Here is a 25,388-nt window from a genome sequence, read left to right as displayed (position 1 = left end):
CTGCAATGAACGCCCTGACGCCGACGCCCATGCTGGCTAGGCCCGCAGCGGGCGGGGCCTGGCGGCGCAGCCTAGTGCTGCTGATCGTGCTGCAGCTGGGCTTGCTGCTCGCCTATCACGACACGGTGGCCGGCATGCTGGCCATCTGGTCGCGCTCGGAAACCTTTACCCATGGTTTTCTGGTGCCGCCGCTCAGCCTGTGGCTGATCTGGCGCCAGCGTGCGCAGCTGCGTGGCCTGCCGCCGCGGCCAAGCTGGGCCGCCTTGCCGCTGCTCGCGCTGGCGGGTTTTGCCTGGCTGCTTGGGGCCTTGACCAGTACCAATGTGCTGGCGCAGTTCGCGCTGGTATTCAGCCTGATTCTGACGGTACCGGCCGTGCTCGGCTGGCCGATTGCACGCCAGCTCGCCTTTCCCTTGGGCTTTCTGCTGTTCGCCGTACCGTTTGGCGAGTTCGTCATTCCCACCCTGATGGCCTGGACCGCCGATTTCACCGTGCTCGGCCTGCGCTTCAGCGGCGTGCCCGTGTACCGCGAGGGGCTGGAATTTGTGATTCCGTCCGGCAAATGGTCGGTGGTGGAAGCCTGTAGCGGCGTGCGCTATCTGATTGCCTCGCTGATGGTGGGTACCTTGTTTGCGTATTTGAACTATGTGTCGCTCAAGCGCCGGCTGGTCTTCGTGCTGGTGGCGGCGCTGGTGCCGATACTGGCCAACTGGGTGCGTGCCTATCTGATCGTCATGCTTGGTCACTGGTCAGGCAATACCTTGGCAGTGGGCGTTGACCATCTGATCTATGGCTGGCTGTTCTTTGGCATCGTGATCCTGGCCATGTTCTGGATAGGCGCGCGCTGGCAGGAAAACCCGAGCGAGCCGGCGGCCCAAGCCGCACCCGTGCTGACCGATGCACCCCAGCTGCGGCTGTGGCCGATGGCGAGTGCCTTGGCGCTGCTACTGGCGCTCTGGCCTGTGTGGCGCATGCAGATCACTCAGCCTGCCGCCGCGATGGCGCCGTTGACCGAGGCGCTGGCCGTACCCGGCTGGACGGCCCGCAACGCAGCCTTCACCGCATGGCAGGCCCAGGGCGATACCCCGGCGCTGCAAGCACGTTGGCATTACCAGGCCGATGCGCAGCAAGTCGGTCTGGACCTGGCGTACTTCCGCGCGCAGGGCGAGTATCGCAAGGCGATCAGCTCACGCAATGTGCTGGTGCATCAGGATGACAAGCAGTGGAAGTCGCTGTCCCAGTCAGGCCGCGTTCTGCCACTAATGGGCGCCGAGCTCAAGGTGCAAGAGGCGCAGCTCCAGGCTGCCAGCGGCCAGCAATTGCAAGTCTGGCGCTGGTACTGGGTGGCCGGGCGCTGGACGGACAGCCCGCGCCTCGCACGTGCTTACACCGCCTGGTCGCAGCTGAGCGGGCAGGGCGACGACACGGCCGTGCTCACGCTGTTTGCCGAGCGGGCGCAGGCCGAGGCGGCCATGCCGGCCTTTGTGCAGGCTGTCTTTCCGGTGCTGACCGCGCAGCTGAATTCCTTGAAGGAGGCGCAATGAGCGGCGCGCACGATCCCCGCCCCCTGGTGGCGCATGTGGTCTACCGCTTCGATGTGGGTGGGCTGGAAAATGGGGTGGTCAATCTGATCAATCGCATGCCGGCCGATCGCTATCGCCATGTAGTGATCGCGCTGACCGAGGTCACCGATTTCCGCCTACGTATTGTGCGCAACGATGTGGAATGCATCGCCCTGCACAAGAAGCCCGGCCACGCCCTATGGATTTACCCGCAGTTGTATCGGCTATTCCGTCGCCTCAAGCCGGCCATCGTGCATAGCCGCAATCTGGCCGCGCTGGAAGCGCAGGTGCCGGCCTGGCTGGCTGGCGTGCCCCTGCGCGTGCATGGCGAGCATGGCCGCGATGTGGATGATCTGGACGGCAGCAACCGCAAATACCAGCGTCTGCGCCGCTTATATCAGCCCTTTGTCAGCCACTACATCGCGCTGTCCTGCGACCTGGCTGACTATCTGCAGGCACGGGTTGGCATTGGCGCGGCGCAGCTGAGCCAGATCTACAACGGCGTGGATGCCGAGAAGTTCCGGCCGGTCGCGGCGCGCCAGGCCATTGCCGGCTGTCCGTTCGGCGAGCCAGAGCATTATCTGATCGGCACGGTCGGGCGTATGCAGACGGTGAAGGACCAGACCCTGCTGGCACGCGCCTTCATCCTGGCTCTGCAGCTGGCGCCCGAGCTGAAGTCGCGCCTGCGCCTAGTGATGGTTGGCGATGGCCCCTTGCGCACCCAGGTGCAGCAAATGCTGGCCGCCGCGCACTTGGACGAGCTGGCCTGGTTGCCGGGCGAGCGCAGCGATATTGCCGATGTACTGCGTGGCCTCGACTGCTTTGCGCTGCCTTCGCTGGCCGAGGGCGTGTCGAACACGATTCTGGAGGCCATGGCCTGCGGCCTGCCCGTGGTGGCCACCGCCGTGGGCGGCAATGCCGAGCTGGTCGAAGCCGACCGCAGCGGCAAGCTGGTGCCGGCCGGCGATGCAGCCGCCATGGCGCAGGCGCTGCTTTACTACGCCCAGCGCCCTGAGCTCGCGCGTGCAGCCGGTCGCTATGGGCGCCAGCTGGTTGAGCAGCAGTTCAGCCTGGATGCCATGGTAGGCCGCTACCAGGCACTGTACGACGCCCTGCGCCAGGGCCAGTCGCCCCGCGCCACCGCCGCGCTGGCCGCCCAGGCCACGCCACCCACGATTCACGACTAGAAGCGAACCCGACCATGTGTGGCATTACCGGAATTTTCGATAGCCGTGGCCAGCGCGAGATAGACCGCGCCGTACTCGAGCGCATGAATGAAACCCAGCATCACCGTGGTCCGGATGGCGGCGGCCTGCATATCGAACCCGGCGTCGGCCTCGGGCATCGACGCCTGTCCATCATTGATATCGCCACCGGCCAGCAGCCGCTCTACAACGCTGATGGGTCGATCTGCGTGGTGTTCAATGGCGAGATCTACAACTACCAGAGCCTGATCGCCGAGCTGCAGGCGCTTGGCTATGTGTTCCGTACCCGTAGCGACACTGAGGTGATCGTGCACGCCTGGGCGGCCTGGGGTGCGGATTGTGTTCAGCGCTTTCGCGGCATGTTTGCCTTCGCGCTGTGGGACCACAATCAGGAAACGCTTTTCCTGGCGCGCGACCGGCTGGCGGTGAAGCCGCTGTTCTATGCACTGCTGCCCGATGGCACGCTGCTGTTTGGTTCGGAGCTCAAGTCGCTGCTCGCCCATGGCGGTCTGGCGCGCGAGATCGACCCGCTGGCGGTGGAGGAATACTTCGCGCTCGGCTATGTGGCCGAGCCGCGCTGCATCTTCAAGCAGGCACGCAAGCTGCCGCCCGCGCACACGCTGACGATACGGCGCGGCCAGCCGGTGCCAGCCCCCCAGGCCTATTGGGATGTGCGTTTCAGCCTCGATCAACCGCTGGATGTCGAGGAAGCCTGTGCCGAACTCAAAGACAGGCTGCAGGAGTCGGTGCGCCTGCGCATGATCGCCGAGGTACCGCTGGGCGCCTTCCTGTCTGGTGGCGTGGATTCCAGCGCGGTGGTGGCCATGATGGCTCAGCAGTCGGCCGAGCCGGTCAATACCTGCTCAATTGCCTTCGACGACCCGGCCTTCAATGAGTCGGAGTTCGCCAAACTGGTGGCCGAGCGCTACCACACCAACCACCATGTCGAGACGGTGAAGAGCGACGATTTCGACCTGATCGACACCCTGGCCCGCTTGTACGACGAACCCTATGCCGACAGCTCGGCGATACCGACCTACCGGGTGTGCGAGCTGGCGCGCAAGCATGTGACGGTGGCGCTGTCCGGCGATGGCGGCGACGAGAGCTTTGGCGGCTACCGTCGCTATCGCATGCATCTGCTGGAAGAGCGCCTGCGCGCAGCGCTGCCGCATGGTGTACGCAAGCCGCTGTTCGGCCTGCTGGGTCGCTTGTATCCGAAGGCCGACTGGGCGCCACGCGTGTTCCGGGCCAAGACCACTTTCGAAGGCATGGCGCGCAGCTCGGTCGAGGCCTATTTCCACTCGGTCTCGATTCTGCGCGACCCGATGCGCGCCCAGCTGTTCAGCCCACGCTTCAAGCGTGAGCTGGCCGGCTATAACGCGGGCGATGTGTTCGACGGCCATGCCGCACGGGCCGGTACCGATGATCCGCTTGCGCTGATCCAGTACCTGGACCTGAAAACCTATCTGGTCGGCGATATCAATACCAAGGTCGACCGCGCCAGCATGGCCCACTCGCTCGAAGTGCGCGAACCGCTGATGGACCATGAGCTGGTGGAATGGCTGGGCAGCTTGCCGTCCACGCTGAAGATACGCGGGCAGGAGGGCAAGTTTCTGCTCAAGAAGGGCATGGAGCCCTATCTGCCCGACGCCGTGCTGTACCGGCCCAAGATGGGTTTTGCCGTGCCGCTGGCACGCTGGTTCCGCGGCCCGCTCAAGCAACGAGTGCGCGAGGCAGTGCTTGGCCCGCGCCTGGCCGAAACCGGCTGGTTCAACCGCGATTACCTGCAGCATCTGGTCGATGCGCATCAATCCGGCGCGCGCGATTACAGCGCGCCCTTGTGGACCTTGCTGATGTTCGAGGCCTTCCTGCGCAATGTGCTGGATGCCGGCCCAACGGCAGCACGTCAGCCGGAAGTGGCGGTGGCCCTGTCATGAGTCTGCGTGTCCTGCATGTGCTCGACCACTCGGCCCCGCTGCACAGTGGTTATACCTTCCGCACCCTGTCCATCCTGCGCGAACAGCGCGCGCTGGGCTGGGAGACCCTTCACCTCACCACGCCTAAACAAGGCCACAGCCCGCTGCGGCAGGAAGAGGTGGACGGCCTGATGTTCTACCGCACGCCCAGCGCCGAGGGCACCGGTCTGCTGGCACAGATGCGCCTGACCCAGCGCCGCCTGGCCGAGGTGGTGCGCGATACCCGCCCCGACCTGATCCATGCCCATTCGCCGGTGCTGAATGCGCTGCCGGCGCTATGGGTGGGGCGCCAGTTCAAGCTGCCGGTGGTGTACGAGATGCGTGCGTCCTGGGAGGACGCGGCGGTCGACCATGGCACGACGCGTGAAGGCAGCCTGCGCTACCGCGCCTCGCGTGCGCTGGAAAGCTTTGCCCTGCGCCGTGCCGACGAGGTGACCACCATCTGCGAAGGTCTGCGCGGCGATATCGCCGTGCGCGGCATTCCCAGCGAGCGGATTACCGTGATTCCCAATGCGGTGGACGCGAATGCCTTCCGCTTTGGTGTGGAGCCCGACCCGGCCCTGCGCAGCCAGCTCGGCCTCGATGGCGCCACGGTGCTTGGCTTTGCCGGTTCCTTCTACGGTTATGAGGGTTTGAGCCTGCTGCTGGGTGCGGCCGAACGCATGCTGGCGCGCCACCCGGCGCTGCGCGTGTTGCTGGTGGGCGGCGGACCGCAGGAAGCGGCGCTGAAGGCTCAGGTGGCGGCCGCTGGCATGCAGGACAAGGTGATCTTCACCGGTCGCGTGCCGCATAGCGAGGTGCAGCGTTACTACGAGCTGATCGATGTACTCGCCTACCCGCGCCTGCCAATTCGCCTGACCGAGCTGGTCACCCCACTCAAGCCGCTCGAAGCGATGGCGCAGGGGCGTATCTTTGTTGCCTCCGATGTCGGTGGCCACCGCGAGCTGATCCGCCATGGCGAAACTGGTTTTCTGTGCAAGGCCGGTGATGTGGCGGCGCTGGAAAACGCGCTGGAAGACGTGCTGGCCCAGCGCGAACGCTGGCCGGCCATCAAGCAGCAGGCGCGCCGCTTTGTGGAAGCCGAGCGCACCTGGCGCAGCAGCGTGGCCCGTTATCAGGAAGTCTACGGCCGCGCGCTGGCCGGCCGTAGCCCCATTCCCGCCCTGCGCGGTTGAGGTCGGATCATGTGCGGCGTACACGGACTATATCGGCTGGATGGCCAGCGCGTGGCGGCGGAAACGTTGAGCGCGATGGGCAATATCACCCAGCATCGCGGCCCCGACGACGAGGGCATGCATATCGATGGCGCCTGCGGCATTGCCATGCGCCGCCTGTCCATCATCGACCTGGCTGGCGGCCATCAGCCGCTATCCAACCAGGAGCAGACGCTGTGGCTGGTCTGCAATGGTGAAATCTACAACTACCGCGAGCTGCGCAGCGAGCTGCAAGCCAAGGGCCATGTGTTTAAGACGGGTTCGGACAGCGAGGTGCTGCTGCATGGCTATGCCGAGGAGGGCGATGCCTTTGTGCAGCGCCTGAACGGCATGTTCGACTTCGCGCTCTGGGATGCGCGCCGCCGCCGCCTCTTGATCGGCCGCGACCGCATCGGCGTGAAGCCGCTGTATGTGCTGCAGGATGGGCAACGTCTGGCTTTCGCCACCGAGGCCAAGGCGCTGTTGGCCCTGCCCGGTGTCGAGCCCGAGCTCGACCGCAGCGTGCTGGCCAGCTATCTGCAACTTGGCTATGTGGCCGCGCCGTTGTGCATCTTCAAGGGCATGCGCAAGCTGCCGCCGGCCACCCTGCTGGCGGTGGAGGATGGCCAGATCAGTGAATGGCGCTACTGGCAGCTGCCCACGCGCATCGATACCAGCCTGAGCGAGGCGGATTGGGTGGCGCGCGTGCGCGACCAGCTGGATAAATCGGTGCATATGCAGATGGTCAGCGATGTGCCGATCGGGGCCTTCCTGTCCGGCGGTGTCGACTCCAGTGCCGTGGTCGGCCTGATGGCCCAGCATTCGTCCCAGCCGATTCGCACCTATGCGATCGGCTTCGAGGGCGGGGCCGCCGAGGCCCTGTATAACGAGCTGCCCTATGCGCGCCGGGTGGCCGAGCTGTTTGGCACCCAGCACCGCGAGATCCTGGTCAAGCCCGATGTGGTCGGCCTCCTGCCCAAGCTGCTCTGGCATATGGATGAGCCGATTGCCGACACCGCCTTTATCACCACCTTCCTGGTGTCGGAATTCGCGCGTCAGGATGTGAAGGTCATCCTGTCCGGCGCAGGCGGCGACGAGATCGCGGCCGGTTATCGACGCTATCTGGGCGGCCACTATGCGGCACGCTTCCAGACCCTGCCGGCCTGGCTGCGCCGCTCGGCCAGTTTTGCGGCCCGTCATCTGCCGGCTGACCGTCACTCGGGCCTGCTCAACACCCTGCGCCTGGCGAAGAGCTTTCTCGCCTCCACCGAGCTAAGCCCCGACGCGCGCTATGCGAGCTATCTGCAGGTGCTGGACCGTCAGGCCGTCGCGCAGATGCTGCTCAGCGAGCAGGCCGGTGCCGACCCGCTGCAGGATGCCTTAGCGCGCGTGCATAGCGGTGATGAGCTGCAACGCATGATGGCGGTGGACCTGGAAACCCAGCTGCCCGACGACATCCTGCTGCTGACCGACAAAATGAGCATGGCGGTGTCGCTCGAATGCCGCGTGCCCATGCTCGATCACGAGCTGGTCGAGCTGATGGCGGCCATTCCGTCCGCCATCAAGGTGCGCGATGGACGGCTCAAGCACATTCTCAAGCAGTCGGTGGCTGACCTCTTGCCGGCCGACATCCTCGACCGCAAGAAGCGTGGCTTCGGCACACCGATGGGTGCCTGGCTCAAGCGCGAATTGGCGCCACTGCTGCAGCGCCTTTTATCGCCCGAGGTGGTGCGCACGCGCGGCCTGTTCCGCAGCGAGGCGATCCAGCAGCTGATGGCCGACCATGCAGCCAATCGCATCGATGGCACTGACGCGCTGCTGGCCCTGCTCAATCTGGAAGTATGGAGCCGCATCTATCTCGATCGGCGTGACCCGGCCGATGTGGCGCTCGAACTGAAAAGTTATCTCGCATGAATATCCTCTACCTCTGCCACCGTTTCCCATTTCCGCCCAAGCGCGGCGGCAAGATCCGGCCCTTCAATATGATTCGCCACCTGACCCAGCAGGGGCACTCGGTCACTGTCTGCTCACTCGCGCGTACCCAGGCCGAGGCCGAGGAAGGGCGCGGCATCCAGCCGCATTGCGCGCGTTACGAAATGAGCCAGGTATGGAATCCACTGCAGGCCTTGCGCATGGTGTTGCGCCTGCCGGTCAGCACGCCGTCCTCGATGGGCTTTTTCTATTCGCCCGAGCTGGCGGCCAAGGTGCGCCAGCTGCTGGCCGAGCAAAAGTGGGACCTGATCTTCGTGCACTGCTCGTCGGTGGCGCAGTATGTCGAGCATGTCACCGACATTCCGAAGATTCTCGACTTTGGCGATATGGATTCGCAGAAGTGGTTCGAGTACGCGAACTACAAACCTTTCCCGCTCTCGCTCGGCTACCGGCTGGAAGGCAGCAAGATGCTGGCGGCGGAAAAGCGCTTGGCCAAGCGCTTTGACCTGTGCACGGCCACCACGCGTCTGGAATGGGAAACCCTGAACGACTATGGCACCGGCGCGGATACCGACTGGTTCCCGAATGGGGTCGATGCCGACTTCTTCAGCCCGGGCAGCGAGCCTTACGAGCCGGACACCATCAGCTTTATCGGCCGCATGGATTACTACCCGAACCAGGAATGCATGAGTCGCTTCTGCGGCGAGGTGTGGCCCTTGCTACGCGCCCGTCGGCCCAACATCAAATTGCTGATCGTGGGCGCCGACCCCTCACCTGCCATGCGCAAGCTGGGTGAGCTGCCCGGCGTGACGGTGACCGGCTCGGTGCCCGATGTCCGCCCCTATATCCGCAGCTCGGCCCTGATGGTGGCCCCGTTGGCGATTGCGCGTGGCACGCAGAACAAGATTCTTGAGGCGATGGCGATGGGGGTGCCGGTGGTGACCAGCAGCATCGCGGCCGGCGGCGTGGATGCCGAGGCGGAACAGCATTTCCTGGTTGCCGATGGCGCCGAGGCCTTGGCGGCCGCCATCCTGCGCATTCTGGAGCAACCGGCCGAGCGCGCGCGCCTCGCCGAGGCGGGCAGGGCGCGCATGCTCAGCCACCATGCCTGGCCGAAATCCATGGCCAGGCTAGAGCAGATTATCGAACGCAGTGTGCATAAATTCAGTCATGCAAGAGGGAAAACATTATGAAAATCAGTATCTTCGGCCTGGGCTATGTGGGCGCGGTCTCGCTGGCCTGCCTATCGCGTGACGGCCATGAGGTGATCGGTGTCGATATCGAACAGACCAAGCTCGATCTGATCCGCGCCGGCAAGACGCCGGTGGTGGAGGAGGGCATGGTGGCGCTGATGGAGAGCGTGGCGCAGAGCGGCCGGGTGACGGTCACCACCAGTGCCGAAGCGGCGGTGCAGGGCAGCGAGATTTCGCTGATCTGCGTGGGCACCCCGTCGGCCGCCAATGGCAGCCAGGACCAGGGCGCCGTGCTCCGCCTAGCCGAACAGATTGGCCTCGCGATTGCCAACAAGGCCGAGCCGCATGTGCTGGTATTCCGCTCCACCCTGGTGCCGGGCACGGTGGAAGATGTGCTACGCCCGATCATTGAACGCAGCTCGGGCAAGAAGGATGGCGAGGGTTTTCATCTATGCTTCCAGCCCGAATTCCTGCGCGAAGGCTCCTCGATCCGCGATTACGACAAGCCGCCGTTCACCATCGTTGGCGCCAACCACGCCTATCCGGTGGAGCGTCTGCGCGCGCTGTTCGGCCATCTGCCCTGCAACTTCCTGCAGACCTCGGTGCGCGCGGCCGAGATGATGAAGTACTGCTGCAATAACTTTCATGCGCTGAAGATCACCTTCGCCAATGAAACCGCGCGCCTGTGCGAGGCGCTCGGCGTCGATGCCTTCGAGGTGATGGACCTGGTCTGCCAGGACACCCAGCTCAATATCTCGCGCGCCTATCTGAAGCCCGGCTTTGCCTTTGGCGGCTCCTGCCTGCCCAAGGACCTGCGCGCCACCAGCTATCTGGCCAAGATGCACGATGTGAACCTGCCGATGATGTCGGCCATCCTGGCCTCCAACCGCGTGCATCTCGATCATGCGGTCGACAAGCTGCTGGCCAGCGGCAAACGCAAGATCGGCTTTGTCGGCCTGTCCTTCAAGACCGGCACCGATGATCTGCGCGAAAGCCCGCTGGTTACGCTGGCCGAACGCCTGATCGGCAAGGGCATGCAGCTGAGCATCTACGACCCGGAAGTGCATCTGGCTCGCCTCTTGGGCGCCAACCGTCGTTATATCGAAACCACCTTGCCGCATATCGGCGAGCTGCTGCGCGCCGAGCTGAGCGAGGTGATCGCCGAATCGGACGTGCTGGTGGTCGGGCTGAGCGGCCTCGAGATCGCCAATGCACTGGCCCGCCATTGCCGGCCGGAACAGACCCTGCTTGACCTGGTACGCCTGCCCAATACGGCGGACATTCCGGCCACGGTGGAAGGCCTGTGCTGGTAAAACTGGCCCCGCCGCGGCGGCGCTGGGCCGCACTGGCGATCGGCTGCCTGCTGGTGCTGCTGGCCTGCGCGGCCATGCTGCTGCCCTATCTGCGCAGCGGTAGCGAATTGGTGCGCCTGCGCAATGCCTGGCTCTTGCAGGATGCGCCGCGTTCGGGCGTGAACTGGACGCCGGCTGCGTGGCCTGCGGATTTCCGCCAGGAACCCGGCCCCAGCATGGCGCTGTTCGCCACCCAGGCGCGCGCGCTGAAGCTAGCTGAGCTGCCCGATGACTGGCAGCGCGCCCAGGCCATCAGCCGCCATCTGCTTACTGGTAGTGCGGTGCTGCATGGCGGGGCGATCCAGTCCGATCTGCAGACCACCTACCAGCGCATCGTGCAGCGTGGCGATGGCTATTGCGGCGACTTTGTGCGGGCCTTTACCGCGCTGGCCCTGGCGGCCGAGGTGCCGGTACGCCAGTGGGCGTTCTCTTTTGATGGCTTTGGCGGCCATGGCCACGTCTGGCCGGAAATCTGGAACCGCCAGGCGCAGCGCTGGCAGCTGGTCGATGTGTTCAATAACGCCTATTTCACCGCGGCCGATGGACAGATCCTGTCCGCGCTGGCTTTCCGCCAGGCGCTGCGCGAGGCGCCGGACAGCATCCGGATGCAGCGCCTGGTGGCCGAGGCACGCCCCGGCTATGCCGAGCCGGCCAAGGCCTGGGACTACTACCGGCGCGGCCAGAACGAGTGGTATCTGTGGTGGGGCAATAATGTGTTCGAGTACGACCGCGCCGTGTTGGTGAGGGCGCTAGGCGGCGTCAGCCGCTCGCTCGAGCAGGTGGGTGGCATCTTGCAGGGTGTGCAGCCTCGCCTGCAGGTGCTCGAAGAACCGGCCAATCTCAACCAGCTGCAGGCGCTGCGTAGCCTGCGACTGCAGCTGCAGTGGCTGGTGGTACTCGGGGCCGTGGCCAAGCTGGGCCTCTTGCTCAGCCTGATCATGCTGTGGCGCACGCGCCCAAGCCGGCAGGAAACCCGATGAAGCGCCTTGAGGATGTCAGCATGAATGCAATCGAGCAGGGCCAGTCGCTGCCACGCGTGTGCGTGGTGGGGCCCTTGCCGCCGCCCTCGGGCGGCATGGCCAATCAGTGCGAGCAGCTGCTGCGCCTGTGGGGCGAAGCGGGCATGCCGGTGCGCCATGTGCGTACCAATGCGCCCTATGCGCCGGCTTGGGTAGGGCGCCTGCCGGTGCTGCGCGCCGCGTTCCGGCTCATACCCTATCTGTGGGCGCTATGGCGTGCGGCCGGCCAGTCCCAGGTCATGCATGTGCTGGCCAATTCCGGCTGGGCCTGGCATCTGTTCGCAGCGCCCGCGGTGCTGATCGCCCGGGCGCGTGGCTGCGCGGTGATCATCAATTATCGCGGTGGCAATGCCCAACCCTTCTTTGCCAGCGCGCCCGCCTATGTGCTGCGCATGCTGGCCGGCGTGGCGCTGCGCGTGACCCCCTCGCGCTATCTCTTACGCGTGTTTGCCGATTTCGGTCTGGCGGCCGAGGTCATCCCGAATATCATCGACCTATCGCGCTTCAACCAGCAGCCGCTGCGCGCGTTTGACACGGCGCCGCATATTGTGGTCACCCGTAATCTGGAAGCGATTTACGATATTCCGACCGCGATTCGCGCCTTTGCCCAGCTGCGTGCGAGCTTTCCCGCCGCACGGCTGACCGTGGCCGGCAGCGGACCGGAGCTGGCCAGCCTGCAGGCGCTGGTGGCTGAGCTGGGCCTGGGCGAGGCGGTACGCTTTGCCGGCCGCATCGAAAACGCCGCCATTCCCGCCCTGTATGCCGAGGCCGATTGCATGCTCAACCCCAGCACGGTGGACAATATGCCGATCTCGATTCTGGAAGCCTTCGCCAGCGGCGTGCCGGTGGTCAGCACGGCGGCGGGCGGCATACCCGATATGCTCGACGATGGGCGCACCGGCCTGCTGGTGCCGATAGGTGATGCGCCCGCCATGGCGGCGGCCGCGCTGCGAGTCTTGCAGGACCCGGCGCTGGCGGCGCGCTTTTGCCAGGCCGCACGCCAGGAGGCCGAGGGCTATGCCTGGCCGCGCGTACGCGCACAGTGGTTGGATGCCTACCGGCGCGCTGCGGCGCAAAGGAGTGTGGCATGAGCAGCTGGTACACCAAGCTCTGCGCCGGCGTGCTGTTTCCGCTGCACGAGCGCCTGAAGGGTCACGACTCGGTGGCGCTGCGTCGCCGCCTGGAGGCCAGCCAGTGGTGGCCGGCCGAGCGTTTGGCGGACGATCAGCTGATGCGCCTACGCGCCTTTCTGGTCGAGATCGGCCAGCGCGTGCCTTACTACCGCGAGCTATTTGCCGAGCTCGGTTTCGATCCGGCCAGCATCCACAGCCTGGCCGATCTGCAGCGCCTGCCGCGCCTGGGTAAGCCGGAAATCCGCGCGCATGTCGAAGCGCTGAAGGCCGACGGCCATGGTCCGCTGACCCGCTATAACACCGGTGGCTCCTCGGGCGAGCCGCTGATCTTCTATATGGGCAAGGGGCGCAAGAGCCACGATGTGGCGGCCAAGTGGCGCGCCACGCGCTGGTGGGGTGTGGATATCGGCGACCCGGAACTGGTGGTGTGGGGCAGTCCGATCGAACTCGGCGCCCAGGACCGTGTGCGCCGCCTGCGTGATGGGCTGATGCGGAGTTTTCTGCTGCCGGCCTTCGAGATGTCGGCCGAGAACCTTGACCGCTTTATCGCCACCATCCGCGCCAAGCGCCCGGCCATGTTGTTCGGCTATCCGTCCAGCCTGGCGCTGATCGCCCAGCATGCGCAGGCGCGCGGCGTGGCGCTCAACGATCTGGGTATCCGGGTGGTGTTCGTCACCTCGGAAAAGCTCTACGACAATCAGCGCGCCAGCATAGAAGCGGCCTTTGGCTGCCCGGTGGCGAATGGCTATGGCGCGCGCGATGCGGGCTTTATCGCCCACCAGTGCCCGCAGGGCAGCCTGCATATCAGCGCCGAGGACATCATCGTGGAGACGCTGAAGCCCGATGGCAGCCAGGCCGGTGCGGGTGAACTGGGCGAGATCACTGTCACCCATCTGGGCACGGCCGATTTCCCCTTCGTGCGCTACCGCACTGGCGATATGGGCATACTCGGCACCCAGCTGTGCGCGTGCGGGCGCAGCCTGCCGGTACTGCAGGAAGTGCAGGGGCGCAGTACCGATTTCGTGGTGGCGCAAGACGGCACCGTTATGCATGGCCTGGCGCTGATCTACACGGTGCGTGATCTGCCCGGCGTGGCGCGCTTTCGCATCGAGCAGCGCTCGCGTGCGCTGACGGTGGTGAAAATCGTGGCCGAGGCCGGTTTCGCGCCCGAGAGCGCGGCGCGCATCGTGCACGACTTCAAGGCGCGCCTGGGGCAAGGCGTGGAGATCCAGGTCGAGCAGGTGGACGAGATTCCGGCCGAGGCCTCGGGCAAGTTCCGCTATGTGGTCAGCGCGGTGCCGGCCTTCGCACCGGGCGTAGAGGTGCAACATGCGTGATCTTGCCCTGGTACTTGTCCTGCTGGTTGCCACCTTTTATGCGCTCAAGCGGCCCTGGGTCGGGGTGATGATCTGGACCTGGGTCAGCATCATGAACCCGCACAAGCTCGCCTTCGGCTTTGCCCATGCCGCGCCGTTCGCGGCGATTGCCGCGGCGGTGACCTTTGTTTCCATGGTGTTCACCAAGGACAAGATCAAGTTCACCTGGAGCCCGCCGGTGGTGGTGCTGCTGCTCTTCGTGGCCTGGATGACGCTGACCACGGTGTTCTCCGTGCATTCGACCGCCTCCTGGCTGCAGCTGAACAAGGTGTTCAAGATCCAGCTGATGACCCTGGTGGCGCTGGCGGTGCTGCACGAGCGCAAGCACATCGAGTTCTTTATCTGGATCAATGTGCTATCCATCGGCTTCTACGGCTTCAAGGGCGGCATCTTCACCATTACCAGCGGCGGCGGCGCGCGCGTATGGGGGCCGCCCGGCGGCTTTATCGAGGGCAATAACGAGCTGGCGGTGGCGCTGATCATGTGCATCCCGCTGATGAACTATCTGCGCGTGGTGGCCACGCGCATCTGGATACGCCAGGGCCTCTTGGTGGTGATGCTGCTGTCGACCGTGGCGGCGCTTGGCACCCAGTCGCGCGGCGCGCTGCTCGCGCTGTCGGCCATGGGCGCGCTGCTCTGGTTGCGCTCGGACCGCAAGATCGTGACCGGCATCATGGTCGGCGTGATCGCCGCCGGCCTGCTCGCCTTCATGCCGGAAAGCTGGAGCGAGCGCATGGGTACCATCCAGACCTATGAGAGCGACGGCTCGGCCATGGGGCGCATCAATGCCTGGCAGATGACCTACAACCTGGCCAATGACCGTTTCCTGGGCGGCGGCTTCGCTATCTACCAGCCCGATCTGTACGCGATCTACGCGCCCAATCCGAATATCGTGCTCGGCGCGCACAGTATCTACTTTGCCGTGCTGGGCGAGCATGGCTGGGTCGGGCTGTTCCTGTTCCTGCTGCTATGGCTGCTCACCTTCATGCTGGCCGGGCGGCTGCGCAAGCAGGCGCGGCTGCTGCCCGAGACCATGTGGCTCTATTACCTGGCCGGCATGTGCCAGGTGTCCATCATTGGCTATGCGGTGGGCGGCGCCTTCCTCGCCCTGCAGTACTTCGACCTGCCTTACAACCTGATGGTGATCCTGCTGGCGGCCGACCGTTGGCTGAAGAGCAAGGCTTACGAAAATGAGAAAACCGGCGCCTTCGGCTCGGCCGCGCCGGTCGGCCGAATGAAGGCCAAGAAGAAAACCTTTCAGGCGGTACCCGCATGATGCTGCGTAGCGTGGCTGGCCTGCTGTCGCCAGCCGGCCCGAGGGCCAAACTGTCCATCCTCACCTTCCACCGCGTGCTGGCCCAGCCCGACCCGCTGCTGCCGGACGAGCCCGATGTGGCGCGCTTCGATGAAGAGCTGCGCTGGCTAGGGCGCTGGTTCCAGGTACTGCCGCTGGATGAGGCGGCCGCACGCCTGCAGGCGGGCAGCCTGCCGGCGCGTGCGGCGGTCATCACCTTCGACGATGGCTATGCGAATAACGCCACCCAGGCGTTGCCGCTGCTGCAAAAGCACGCGATGCCGGCCACCTTCTTCATCGCCAGTGGCTTTTTGAACGGCGGGCGGATGTGGAATGACGCGATCATCGAGACCGTGCGAGGCTGCCGCCAGCCGCAGCTCGACCTCAGCGCGCTGGGCCTGGGTAGTTGGCCGCTGGGTAGTGTGGCCGAGCGGCGCCAGGCGCTGAACGGCCTGATTGCCAAGATCAAATACCAGACCCCGCCCGAGCGCCTGGCCCTGGTCGCGCAGATTGCCGACTTGGCCGAGGTGACGCTGCCGGACGACCTGATGATGCGTTCCGAGCAGGTGCGCCTGCTGCATCGCGCCGGCATGCAGATCGGCGCGCACACCTGCAGCCATCCCATCCTGGCTACGCTCAGCGATGCTGAGGCCGAGCGCGAGATCGTGGATAGCCAGGCCGCGCTGCAGGACATCATCGCCGCGCCGGTCCGGCTGTTTGCCTATCCGAATGGGCGGCCGGGCAAGGACTACCACGCCAGCCATACGGCCATGCTGCGCCGCGCCGGCTTTGTCGCTGCGGTGTCCACCGCCATGGGCGCGGCCAGCCTGGGGTCCGACCCCTTCCAGCTGCCACGCTTCAAACCCTGGGACCGCAGTGCGTTCAAGTATGGCCTGCGCATGCTGGGCAATCTGCGCGCACCGGCCGCGCAGCTGGCCTGATCCGTGTTTTCCTCGTTCAAGACTTCGCGATGCTGAATCGATTTTCCCAGGCCCGCCAGCAATTGGCCGCGCTGACCCGCAGCAATTACGGCACCCTGCGTGGCTGGGTGCGCCATATGCTGGCCCAGCTTGAACTGCTGGCCGGGCGCGTGGACGCGCACATCGCGCTGCCGACAGAGCCGGTGCACAGGCTGGTCTTCGTCTGCCTCGGCAATATCAATCGCAGCGCGTTTGCCGAATGGGTGGCGCGCGGGCAGGGCGCGCGGGTCTGCTCGCTCGGCCTGTCCACCACCACCGGCGCACCGGCCTTCCCGACCGCCCAGCACACCGCCGGCTACTTCGGCCTCGACCTTGGCCAGCATCAGGCCACTGACTTCAGCGACTACCGCTACCAGCCGGGCGACCTCCTGCTGGCCATGGAAATTCGCCATGTGAAGCAGCTGCAGGCACGCGGTATTCCGGCCCAGGCCATCGTGCTGCTCGGTGCCTGGTCGCGCCCGCGCCGCCTGCATCTGCATGACCCGGCCACGCTGTCCGATGCCTATTTCTTCAGCTGCTTTACCTTGATCCACAGCGCGGTGCTGAATCTGTGTGCCGAGCTGCGTGTGCGTGGCAGTGCGAGCATGCAGCCATGAAGGTGGTGCTCAGCTTCGATATCGAGGTCTGGTGCAATGGCTGGGACCGGCTGGACGAGGCTTTTCCGGCCAGCTTTGCCCGCTATGTGTATGGGCGCTCGGCCCTGGGCGACTATGCACTGCCCAAGACCCTGGAGATCTTGAACCGGCATGGCCTGCACGGCGTGTTCTTCGTCGAGCCCTTGTTCGCCGCCCGTTTTGGGCTGGCGTACCTGGCCGAGATCGTTGCGCTGATCCAGAGCGCCGGCCAGGAGGTGCAGCTGCATCTGCACCCGGAATGGACCGATGAGATCAGCCCGGCGCTGATACCCAACAATCAGGTCAAGCGCCAGCACCTCAGCTACTACACGCTGGATGAGCAGACCGCGCTGATCGCGCACGGCAAGCGCCTGCTGGCCGAGGCCGGTGTGGCGCAGATCAATGCTTTTCGCGCCGGCAGCTTCGCGGCCAACCGCGCTACTTTTACGGCGCTCGCACGCAATGGCATCACGCTGGACAGCAGCCTGAACGATTTCTACGCAGTCAGCGGCCCCGATCTGCGCGGCGATGGCCCCTTGCGCGGTGCGCGCAGCATCCATGGCGTGCACAGCTTTCCGGTCAGCGTATTCCGCGATGGCCTGGGCAAGCCCAAGCCGGCTCAGTTATCTGGCTGCAGCTTTGCCGAGCTGCGCGCGGCGCTCGATAGCGCGGCCGCGCTTGGCCTGCCTGAATTCATTCTCGTCTCGCACAACTTCGAGCTGCTCAAGCCCGATTCGAGCGAGCCGGACCGCATCGTGGTGCGCCGCTTTGAAGCGCTGTGCGCCTGGCTGGCCCAGCGCGGCTGGCCCACGGTAGGCCTGGCGGACTGCACGCCCCCAGGCGCAGAGGCCGCGCTGCCACCGCAGCCCACGGTGGGCACGCTGGCCACTCTGGGCCGCTATGCCGAACAACTGCTGCGCCGATTCTAAGGCCCGCCATGAACCGACCCTTCTCGCTCTATCTCGACGCGGTGCGCTTTATCGCCGCCTGCCTCGTGTATGTCTACCACTCGAATCAGCGCCTCTTGGTGGCCGACATCCTGCCGGCCAGTCACTTCGGGCATAGCGCGGTCATCGTGTTCTTTGTGCTGTCCGGCTTCGTGATCGCCTATATCACCGACAGCAAGGAGAACGACTGGGCCAGCTATGCGGCCAGCCGCCTGTCACGCGTCTACTCGGTGGCTGTGCCGGCGCTGTTGCTGACCGTGCTGCTCGATGCCATCGGCCGCCAGCTCTACCCGGCGCTGTACAACTACCCGTTCGACCAGTTCGCCGTGCGCCTCCTGGCCGGCACGGCCATGCTCAACGAGGTCTGGTTCGTCTCCATCACCAGCTTCTCGAATGTGCCTTACTGGTCGATCTGCTACGAGTTCTGGTACTACGTGGCCTTCGGCCTGCTCACCTTCCTGCCGCGCCGGCTGGCCTGGCCCGCTTTGGCCGTACTGGCGCTGCTGCTGGGGCCAAAAATTTTGATGCTGGCGCCGATCTGGGCGCTCGGTGTGCTGCTGTATCGCTGGCGCGCGCTGCAAAGGCTGAGCACGCCGCAGGCCGGTGTGCTGGCAGTCGTATCGGTGCTCGGCATCGTGGCCTTCCATGCGCTGGATGTGGAAGGGCAGATCAGCGCCTGGTTCAAGGCGCAGATCGGCGCCCACTGGCATACCCAGCTGACCTTCTCCAAATTCTTCCTGGCCGACTATCTGCTGGGCCTCTTGGTGCTGATGAACTTTGCCGCCATGCGCCAGCTGGCGCCGCTGCTGGGCGCCGTGCTGCTGCCTTTCGAGCGGCCGATTCGCTTCCTGGCCGCCTATACCTTCACGCTCTATCTCTTGCACCAGCCACTATTCCTGTTCTGGGCCGCCGTGCTGCGCGGGGACCCGAACGGCTATGGCTACTGGCTGGCCACTACCGTGCTGGTGGCGCTGTCGGTGTGGCTGGTGGGGCTGTTTACCGAGAACAAGCGCCATGCGCTGCGTGCCTGGCTGCTGGCACGCCTGCAACGCCTGGGCGCGGGCCGGTTGCGGAGCGCCACATGAATGCGCCGCCCTGCATCGTGCTTGGTCTGGAAACCCAGATCGGCCTGAGTCTGGTGCGCGAACTCGGCGCTGCCGGCGTACGCGTGATTGGCATCACCCAAGACCCGCAGGCCATCGGTCTGGCCTCGCGTTATCTGCACGAGGGCATCGTGGTGCCCGAAGCACGTAGTCCGGCCCTGCTGGCGGCGATACGCGCGGTGGGCGAGCGCTATGGCCCGTGCAAGCTGATGGCAGTGGCCGAGGTGAACCTGAACTGGCTGATGCGCGAGCGCAGCCAGCTCGGCCAGGTCGAGGCCCTGCTGCCCGCGCCGGCTGCACTGGCCACGGTGCTCGACAAGCAGGCCACGCTGGCCGCCGCCCAGGCGGTCGGCATTGCCGTGCCGCAGTCGATCGAGCCCTTGCCGGGTGACGATCTGGCCGCCTTGGCCGCGCGCTGCCCATTGCCGGCCGTGTTGAAGTGGAAGGACCCGAATGCGGTGGCGCCACTGCTCGCCAAGCAGGGGCTGGATTTGCTGAAGGCCGAGTATGTGTACACCCAGGACGAACTGCTGGCCGCCTTGCGCCGTTACGCCCCCTTAGGCGCATGGCCCTTGGTACAGGAATACTGCCCCGGCTATGGCCTTGGCCAATTCTTCTATCTGCATGAAGGCCAGGCTTTACGGCGCTTTCAGCACCGCCGCGTGGCCGAGTGGCCGCCGGAAGGCGGCTTTTCCAGCGTTTGCGACGCGGTGCCGCTCAGCGAGCATGTTGAACTGCAGGCCAAGTCGATTGCGCTGCTGCGCGCAATCGGCTGGCAGGGTGTGGCCATGGTCGAATACCGCTACGACCCGGTCAGTGGGCGTGCGGTGCTGATGGAGATCAATGGGCGCTTCTGGGGCAGTTATCCGCTCGCGCTCTACGCGGGCGCTGGTTTTGCCCTGCTGTCTTATCAGGTCGCTCACGGCTTGCCCTATGCTGCCGAGCCGCCACTGAACACGCGCTTGCGCTGCCGCATGGTGGCGACCGAACTCAAGCGCCTGCTGCGCATCTGGCTGCAGCCGGACAAGATCATTGACCGCAGCTTCCAGCGCCGTCCCTGGGCCGAGCTGCTGCGCTTCCTGGCCGACTTCCTGCGCCCGAATGTGCGCTACTACGTGTGGTCCTGGCGCGACCCGCAGCCCTTTCTGCGCGATCTGCGCAATCTGCTGCGCGTGGGTAGGGGTTAGGGCCCCTAAGGCTGCATCGGGCCGATGTACTGACGGGCGATCACCACATTGTCGAGATACAGCGACATATCGTGCGGGCTGGGTGATACCCCGCCGTGGTAGACATCGAGCCAGACGGTCTCGATCTTCAGGGCATCGGTATTGCGAAAGCGGATATCGCTTTTCTCCATCACCAGCTTGCCGTCCACCCAGGCGCGCATGATGCCGTTCTTCTCGCCCGGGGTATTGAGCTTCAGATACTGCTCGACCGCGTACCAGCGCTTGTTTTCCAGCAGGGCGGCCGGCCCCTTGCCCCAGGGCCAGATATCGCCCGAGGCATCGCGGATATCGGCGTGATAGCTATAGGTATTGAGCGCGGTCAGCCCGGCAACCGACTTGGCCTCGGCCGGGCGCGCATTGAAGCCACCACGCGCCGACCAGCCGTTGTAGCCATCGGTCTTACGCATGCCCCAGCCCGCGCGCCCATAGGTGCCGGCAATGCCGGGCATCTTGCCGCCATCCAGCGAGGGGTTCCAGTCGCTGGCAAAACGCAGGTAGTAGCGGAAGTAGATCTCGTCCGGTTCGGCCTGGCCTTCCTTGGCAAACAGATAGCGCAGATCGAGGCCGAGGTTCTTGCCCTTGGCCAGGGTCACGCGTAGCGCCTTGCCCGACAGCGGCGCAAAGCCGCGCTCCGGGTCGGTGCTGACCGCGCTGGCCTCGCTACGCAGCGAATAGTCGCTCCAGCGGCTCATCCACAGCTGTTCTTCAAAGCCGCTGGTAAACAGCACGGCCGGGTCTTTCTCCAGCCCCGCATCGCGCTTGTAGCGCGCAGCCAGGCCCTGTTCGATCTTGCTGCTGGCGCGTTCGAACGGCGGCTCCACCCGGAAGGCGCCCAGGCGTGCGCCCGAGCCGTATTGCACATCGGATACCAGGTACAGCGTGGCCGACTGCAGCTCGCTCTCGGCGCGCGGCAGTTCGAAGCGCATCAGAATGGGCTGGCGGCCACTGAGCTTCAGGTCCTTGCGCTGGCCCAGGCTGGCTTGCGAGGTGCAGTCGAGAAAGGTATCGGCCGCTGGCGCCAGCCGGCTGCGTTCGCCGTTCTTCCACTGCAGCTTCAGCATGGGCCGGCCACCCAGATCGCTGGCCTCGCGGCTGTGGAATTCGAGTACACCGGCCAGTGGGCCGGGCAGGGCGCGCAGCAGCACGCCGTGATTCGGCTGCTTACCGCTCAGCCAGTCGCGTACCAGGGCGGTCAGGTCCAGCTCCACCATCTGCCGGCTGCGCTGCGGTTTGATGTCCTGGCTGGCATAGGGCTTGTCGCCATACAGCTTGCCCTCGCGGTCCACCCAGTCGCCCAGCGGCTTTTCCCAGGGCATCTTGCCCATGCCCAGGTAGTTCAAACAGGTCGGGCCAACCACATCGTCGGTCAGCACCAGGCCGGCTGGCGCGGCCCAGAGCGGTGCAGACATCAAGAGCGGAACAAGGCGGAAAAGCTGTCGCATGGGCTTGGCGGTCTAGGGAGAGTTGAGTTCAGCCCACAGCGCATCGGCGTCGGTGCTGAAGCCGGCAGTGCGCAGGCGCTGCTGGTAGATCAGCCAGGGCCAGGCGGGCGTTTTGCTAGTGGGGCGTTGCGCGAGCAGGGGCTGGGCCACGCCGGCGTCGGCAATCTGCAGGCCATGCCAGCGTGGCGGTGTGCTGGCATCAGGCACCTGCACCGCCCAGCGGTAGCCGCGTCCGGCCTGCAGGGCCAGGTTTTCCGGCAGCTGCAGCGGGCTGCGCGCCAAGGGCTGGCTGAATAGCGTCTGCCCGCTGGCGTCCTGCAGCGTAAAGGTCTGCGGCTGGCTGCCCGGCCAGCTGAAGCGGCGCCAACCCGGTAGCAGGCGGCTGCCATCGGCCGGTTGCGCTGCGGGGCTTGCTGGCGTCAGCGCGCTGCGTGGCAGGCTTTGCGCCAGCAGCGGCTCGGCTGGCAGCGGGCTTTCCTGCACGCGCTTGGCGGCGGCCATCACCCCGCTGCGGCTGAGTGTGGCCAGCACCGGGCCGGTCAGCACGATTTCGCTCTGCCGCCCCAGGTGTAGCAACGTGACCTGGCTGCCACCCGCGACCTGGATTTCGGTGCCGATGGTCAGATAGCGCGGCGCCTGGGCGGGCTCGGTGGCGGCGCCCAGCGCACGTACCGAGGCCTTGCCCTCCACCTGTAGCAAGAGCGCAATGCCGGCAGCCGAGCTGCTAAGCGCACACAGTAGCAAGAGCAGGGCAGGGAGCAGGTAACGCCGCATGAGCATCAGACCGAATCCGGGTCCTTGGCTGCATCCTTGGCACGGGTTTCGGACGCCTGCCGCGGCCGATTGGGCTTCTTCTTCGGCAGGGTCCACCAGACGATCAGCACCAGCAACAGGCCGGCAATGCCCGCCTCCAATAACAACCACGCCATCATCACACCTTGATATCTGGGAGCCAGCCGTCATCATAGCGGGATCAACCCTGCTTCAGAATGCGATTCATGTCAGCGCCGCAAGCCCCTGCTTCCCCCCGCCTACCGCGTAGCGACTGGCAAACCCTGTCCACCCTGCTTCCCTACCTGCTCAAATTCAAGGGCCGGGTAACCCTAGCAATCAGCTGCCTGGTGCTGGCCAAACTGGCCAATGTGGTGGTGCCACTGGTGCTCAAGGCCATTGTCGACCACCTGAGCGCTAAGCCGGGCCTGGTGCTGGCGGTGCCAATTGCGCTGATTCTGGCCTATGGCCTGTTACGCCTGGCCATGACCGGCTTTGGCGAGCTGCGCGATGCGATCTTCTCCAAGGTCGCCCAGGGCGCGATACGCCAGCTGGCGCTGGAAACCTTCCGCCATCTGCACCAGCTGAGCCTGCGTTTTCACCTGAATCGCCAGACTGGCGGCATGACGCGCGATATCGAACGCGGCACGCGCGGCATCAGCATCCTGCTGCGCTTCATGCTGTTCAATATCCTGCCCACCATCCTGGAAATCGGCCTCGTCACTGGCATTCTGATCTGGCTGTATGACTGGCGTTTTGCCGCCGTCACCCTGGTCACCATCCTTATGTACGGCGTGTTCACCATCTGGATCACCGAATGGCGCACCCAGAATCGCCGCAAGATGAATGAGCTCGATTCCAAGGCCAATGTGCGCGCAGTGGATTCGCTGCTCAATTACGAAACGGTCAAATACTTCGGCAACGAGCACTACGAAGCGAGCCGCTACGATGAATCGATGGCGCGCTGGGAAAAAGCCGCCATCCGCAACGAAACCTCGAATGGCATTCTAAATGGTGGCCAGAGCGGCATTATTGCGCTGGGGGTCACGGGTCTGGTCTGGCTGGCGGCGGACGGGGTGGTGAAAGGCCAGATGACCTTGGGCGACCTGGTGGCGGTCAACGCCTTCCTGATCCAGCTCTATGCACCGCTGAACATCCTGGGCATGGCCTATCGCGAGATCAAGCAATCGCTGACTGATATGGAAAAGATGTTCAGCCTGCTGCACCAAAACGCCGAAGTACAAGATGCCCCTGACGCGCAGATCCTGCACAGCAGCGCCGCCGCAGTGGCCTTCCAGCAGGTGGATTTTGGCTACGAGGCGAATCGGCAGATTCTGCACGGTGTGGACTTCCAGATTCCGGCCGGGCACACGCTGGCGGTAGTCGGCAGCTCGGGCGCCGGTAAGAGCACGCTATCGCGCCTGCTGTTCCGCTTTTACGACGTGAATGCCGGCGCCATCCACATCAATGGCCAGGACATTCGACAGCTCACCCAAGCCAGCCTGCGCGCCCATATCGGCATCGTTCCGCAGGACACGGTGCTGTTCAACGACAGCATCTACTACAACATCGCCTACGGCCGGCCCGACGCCAGCCGCGAGGAAATCATCGAAGCCGCGCGCTCGGCGCATATCCTCGACTTCATCGAAAAGCTGCCGCAGGGCTGGGACACCACGGTGGGCGAACGCGGTCTCAAGCTATCAGGCGGCGAAAAGCAGCGCGTGGCCATTGCGCGCACCATCCTGAAAAACCCACCCATCCTGATCTTCGACGAAGCCACTTCGGCGCTCGATTCCAAAACCGAAAAAGCCATCCAGGCCGAACTGGCCGCCATCTCGGCTAACCGCACCACCCTGATCATTGCCCACCGGCTCTCCACCGTGGTGGACGCGGACGAGATCCTGGTCATGGAAGCGGGCAGGGTGGTGGAACGCGGCAACCACCGCGCCCTGCTGGCCCAGAACGGCCTGTATGCGCGCATGTGGGCGCTGCAGCAAAGCGAAATAGAACAGACCGGTGACCCAGCACTGGCCTGATCGAAGCAAGGCAGACTGTGGCGCTAGGCCATCGCACGCTACGGTTTACCAGCATGTCGTCCTGACCAAATGATGTGACGCTTTTCCCGCTGCTTTTAGGATGTCTAAAAGCAGCGAACATGCTACAAACCGCCATCTGTCACACGGCAGCCGGTATTAGGCGTCGTCGTGACGTGTTTAAACACGTCTTTTAGGACGTCTACTTAACGTTGGGCCTTCTAAGCCAAGAGTAACTATGACGACATCAGAAACTGACTTCAGCATCTTCTACTCGTGGCAAAGTGACTTGCCAGACGAAACAAATCGACGGGCCATTCGTTCTGCTTTGAGGACAGCGAGCTCAAGTGTCGAAGCGGAATATCCCGGCCTTCGGATAGCGCTAGATGAAGCAACGCGAGGGGAAGCGGGTAGCCCCAATATCCCACTTACAATCCTTGAGAAGATCAAGACTTGCGATGCATTTGTCTGCGACATTACTACCATCAACGCTTCAGCCAGTTCAGAGTATCGCAAGACTCCGAATCCTAATGTTCTATTCGAGCTTGGCTATGCCGTCGCTCATATCGGATGGGGCCGAATCGTTATGCTCTTCAACGAGGCATTGGGAACTTTTCCGCTAGACGCACCGTTTGACATTGACAGACATCGCGTATCTACATACCGATTGTCGCGTGCGGAAGCAGGGAGTAAATCGGCTCTTGCAAGTCTCTCGAATCTCGCTGACCTTCCCCCACGCAGGTCTACCAGGAATTAGTTAGCATGAAGGGCAAAGGAGCCCCTCATGAGAAAGTCCCGATTCACTGAAGCCCAGATCATCGCCATCCTGAAGGAAGCCGAAGCCGGTATGGCTGCCGCAGAACTCTGCCGCAAGCATGGCATCTCAGACGCAACCTTCTACAACTGGCGAAACAAGTTCGGCGGCATGGATGTATCTGAAGCCAAGCGGCTCAAGCAGCTTGAAGAAGAGAACGCCCGGCTCAAACGCCTAGTTGCCAACCAGGCGTTGGATATCGACATGCTCAAGGAAGTCCTGG

General features: G+C 64.6%; 22 protein-coding genes. 19 read left to right on the top strand and 3 right to left on the bottom strand.

Translation table 11 applies throughout. From position 1 onward, the window contains the following. Positions 1-5: 5 nt before the first annotated feature. From xrtA to BT173_RS02050, 16 genes are read left to right on the top strand one after another with little or no spacing between them, the layout of a single operon-like run. A complete protein-coding gene (gene xrtA / locus BT173_RS02125; protein ID WP_072426980.1) occupies positions 6-1,544 on the top strand; it encodes an exosortase A in 1,539 nt (512 codons plus the stop codon). Beyond that, a complete protein-coding gene (locus BT173_RS02120) occupies positions 1,541-2,749 on the top strand; it encodes a TIGR03088 family PEP-CTERM/XrtA system glycosyltransferase (protein WP_072426979.1) in 1,209 nt (402 codons plus the stop codon). The genes xrtA and BT173_RS02120 overlap by 4 nt, the downstream gene beginning before the upstream one ends. A 14-nt stretch (positions 2,750-2,763) precedes the next feature. Further along, positions 2,764-4,704: an XrtA/PEP-CTERM system amidotransferase gene (locus BT173_RS02115; RefSeq protein ID WP_072426978.1), complete on the top strand. Its 1,941-nt coding sequence runs from the start codon at positions 2,764-2,766 to the stop codon at positions 4,702-4,704. After that, on the top strand, positions 4,701-5,918 hold the full coding sequence (locus tag BT173_RS02110; RefSeq protein WP_308417543.1) for a TIGR04063 family PEP-CTERM/XrtA system glycosyltransferase: 1,218 nt from the start codon (positions 4,701-4,703) through the stop codon (positions 5,916-5,918). Before BT173_RS02115 ends, BT173_RS02110 begins: the two co-directional genes overlap by 4 nt. Before the next feature lie 9 nt (positions 5,919-5,927). Continuing rightward, entirely contained in the window at positions 5,928-7,850 is a 1,923-nt protein-coding gene (gene asnB, locus BT173_RS02105) for an asparagine synthase (glutamine-hydrolyzing) (RefSeq protein WP_072426977.1), read from the top strand. Next, positions 7,847-9,061 (top strand): TIGR03087 family PEP-CTERM/XrtA system glycosyltransferase, encoded by a 1,215-nt coding sequence (locus BT173_RS02100; RefSeq protein ID WP_072426976.1) that lies wholly within the window; start codon positions 7,847-7,849, stop codon positions 9,059-9,061. The genes asnB and BT173_RS02100 overlap by 4 nt, the downstream gene beginning before the upstream one ends. Continuing rightward, a complete protein-coding gene (locus BT173_RS02095; RefSeq protein WP_072426975.1) occupies positions 9,058-10,374 on the top strand; it encodes a nucleotide sugar dehydrogenase in 1,317 nt (438 codons plus the stop codon). Before BT173_RS02100 ends, BT173_RS02095 begins: the two co-directional genes overlap by 4 nt. After that, positions 10,365-11,393, top strand: a complete 1,029-nt coding sequence (locus BT173_RS02090; RefSeq protein ID WP_217651384.1) for a transglutaminase-like domain-containing protein — start codon at positions 10,365-10,367, stop codon at positions 11,391-11,393. Before BT173_RS02095 ends, BT173_RS02090 begins: the two co-directional genes overlap by 10 nt. Beyond that, the gene (locus BT173_RS19810) at positions 11,390-12,523 is read left to right on the top strand and encodes a glycosyltransferase family 4 protein (RefSeq protein ID WP_245794113.1); all 1,134 of its coding nucleotides are present in this window, start codon (positions 11,390-11,392) and stop codon (positions 12,521-12,523) included. Before BT173_RS02090 ends, BT173_RS19810 begins: the two co-directional genes overlap by 4 nt. Then, a complete protein-coding gene (locus BT173_RS19805; RefSeq protein WP_072426974.1) occupies positions 12,520-13,902 on the top strand; it encodes a phenylacetate--CoA ligase family protein in 1,383 nt (460 codons plus the stop codon). The genes BT173_RS19810 and BT173_RS19805 overlap by 4 nt, the downstream gene beginning before the upstream one ends. Further along, positions 13,895-15,217, top strand: a complete 1,323-nt coding sequence (locus tag BT173_RS02075) for a putative O-glycosylation ligase, exosortase A system-associated (protein WP_072426973.1) — start codon at positions 13,895-13,897, stop codon at positions 15,215-15,217. The genes BT173_RS19805 and BT173_RS02075 overlap by 8 nt, the downstream gene beginning before the upstream one ends. Next, the gene (locus BT173_RS02070) at positions 15,214-16,176 is read left to right on the top strand and encodes a polysaccharide deacetylase family protein (RefSeq protein WP_072426972.1); all 963 of its coding nucleotides are present in this window, start codon (positions 15,214-15,216) and stop codon (positions 16,174-16,176) included. The genes BT173_RS02075 and BT173_RS02070 overlap by 4 nt, the downstream gene beginning before the upstream one ends. A 29-nt stretch (positions 16,177-16,205) precedes the next feature. Continuing rightward, positions 16,206-16,811, top strand: a complete 606-nt coding sequence (locus tag BT173_RS02065) for an arsenate reductase/protein-tyrosine-phosphatase family protein (protein WP_217651383.1) — start codon at positions 16,206-16,208, stop codon at positions 16,809-16,811. Beyond that, positions 16,808-17,758 (top strand): polysaccharide deacetylase family protein, encoded by a 951-nt coding sequence (locus BT173_RS02060; protein WP_072426971.1) that lies wholly within the window; start codon positions 16,808-16,810, stop codon positions 17,756-17,758. Before BT173_RS02065 ends, BT173_RS02060 begins: the two co-directional genes overlap by 4 nt. A gap of 8 nt (positions 17,759-17,766) precedes the next feature. Then, complete coding sequence (locus BT173_RS02055) at positions 17,767-18,861, top strand: acyltransferase family protein (protein ID WP_072426970.1); 1,095 nt, start codon at positions 17,767-17,769, stop codon at positions 18,859-18,861. Beyond that, positions 18,858-20,066: a carboxylate--amine ligase gene (locus BT173_RS02050; RefSeq protein ID WP_072426969.1), complete on the top strand. Its 1,209-nt coding sequence runs from the start codon at positions 18,858-18,860 to the stop codon at positions 20,064-20,066. The genes BT173_RS02055 and BT173_RS02050 overlap by 4 nt, the downstream gene beginning before the upstream one ends. Positions 20,067-20,071: 5 nt before the next feature. On the opposite strand, the gene BT173_RS02045 is transcribed toward BT173_RS02050, so the two are convergent. From BT173_RS02045 to BT173_RS19555, 3 genes are read right to left on the bottom strand one after another with little or no spacing between them, the layout of a single operon-like run. Then, positions 20,072-21,514 carry a polysaccharide lyase gene (locus BT173_RS02045; RefSeq protein WP_072426968.1) on the bottom strand — a complete coding sequence of 481 codons (1,443 nt, stop codon included), beginning with the start codon at positions 21,512-21,514 and terminating at the stop codon, positions 20,072-20,074. 45 nt (positions 21,515-21,559) lie between these two features. After that, positions 21,560-22,327, bottom strand: coding sequence for a hypothetical protein (locus BT173_RS02040; RefSeq protein ID WP_072426967.1), 768 nt, complete (start codon positions 22,325-22,327; stop codon positions 21,560-21,562). Continuing rightward, positions 22,327-22,476: a hypothetical protein gene (locus BT173_RS19555; RefSeq protein ID WP_175545534.1), complete on the bottom strand. Its 150-nt coding sequence runs from the start codon at positions 22,474-22,476 to the stop codon at positions 22,327-22,329. Before BT173_RS19555 ends, BT173_RS02040 begins: the two co-directional genes overlap by 1 nt. A 69-nt stretch (positions 22,477-22,545) precedes the next feature. Between BT173_RS19555 and BT173_RS02035 the strand changes: the two genes are divergently transcribed. The 3 genes from BT173_RS02035 to BT173_RS02025 form a co-directional block, all read left to right on the top strand. Beyond that, complete coding sequence (locus BT173_RS02035) at positions 22,546-24,354, top strand: ABCB family ABC transporter ATP-binding protein/permease (RefSeq protein ID WP_373279656.1); 1,809 nt, start codon at positions 22,546-22,548, stop codon at positions 24,352-24,354. Between the two features lie 235 nt (positions 24,355-24,589). Then, the gene (locus BT173_RS20035; RefSeq protein WP_072426965.1) at positions 24,590-25,108 is read left to right on the top strand and encodes a TIR domain-containing protein; all 519 of its coding nucleotides are present in this window, start codon (positions 24,590-24,592) and stop codon (positions 25,106-25,108) included. Positions 25,109-25,135: 27 nt separating this feature from the next. After that, positions 25,136-25,388: transposase (locus BT173_RS02025; RefSeq protein WP_072426964.1), on the top strand; the 253-nt coding region annotated here is incomplete at its 3' end.

The organism is Chitinimonas taiwanensis DSM 18899, assembly GCF_900119825.1.
Classification (GTDB): domain Bacteria; phylum Pseudomonadota; class Gammaproteobacteria; order Burkholderiales; family Chitinimonadaceae; genus Chitinimonas; species Chitinimonas taiwanensis.
This window is presented reverse-complemented; position numbering and strand designations above follow the sequence as displayed.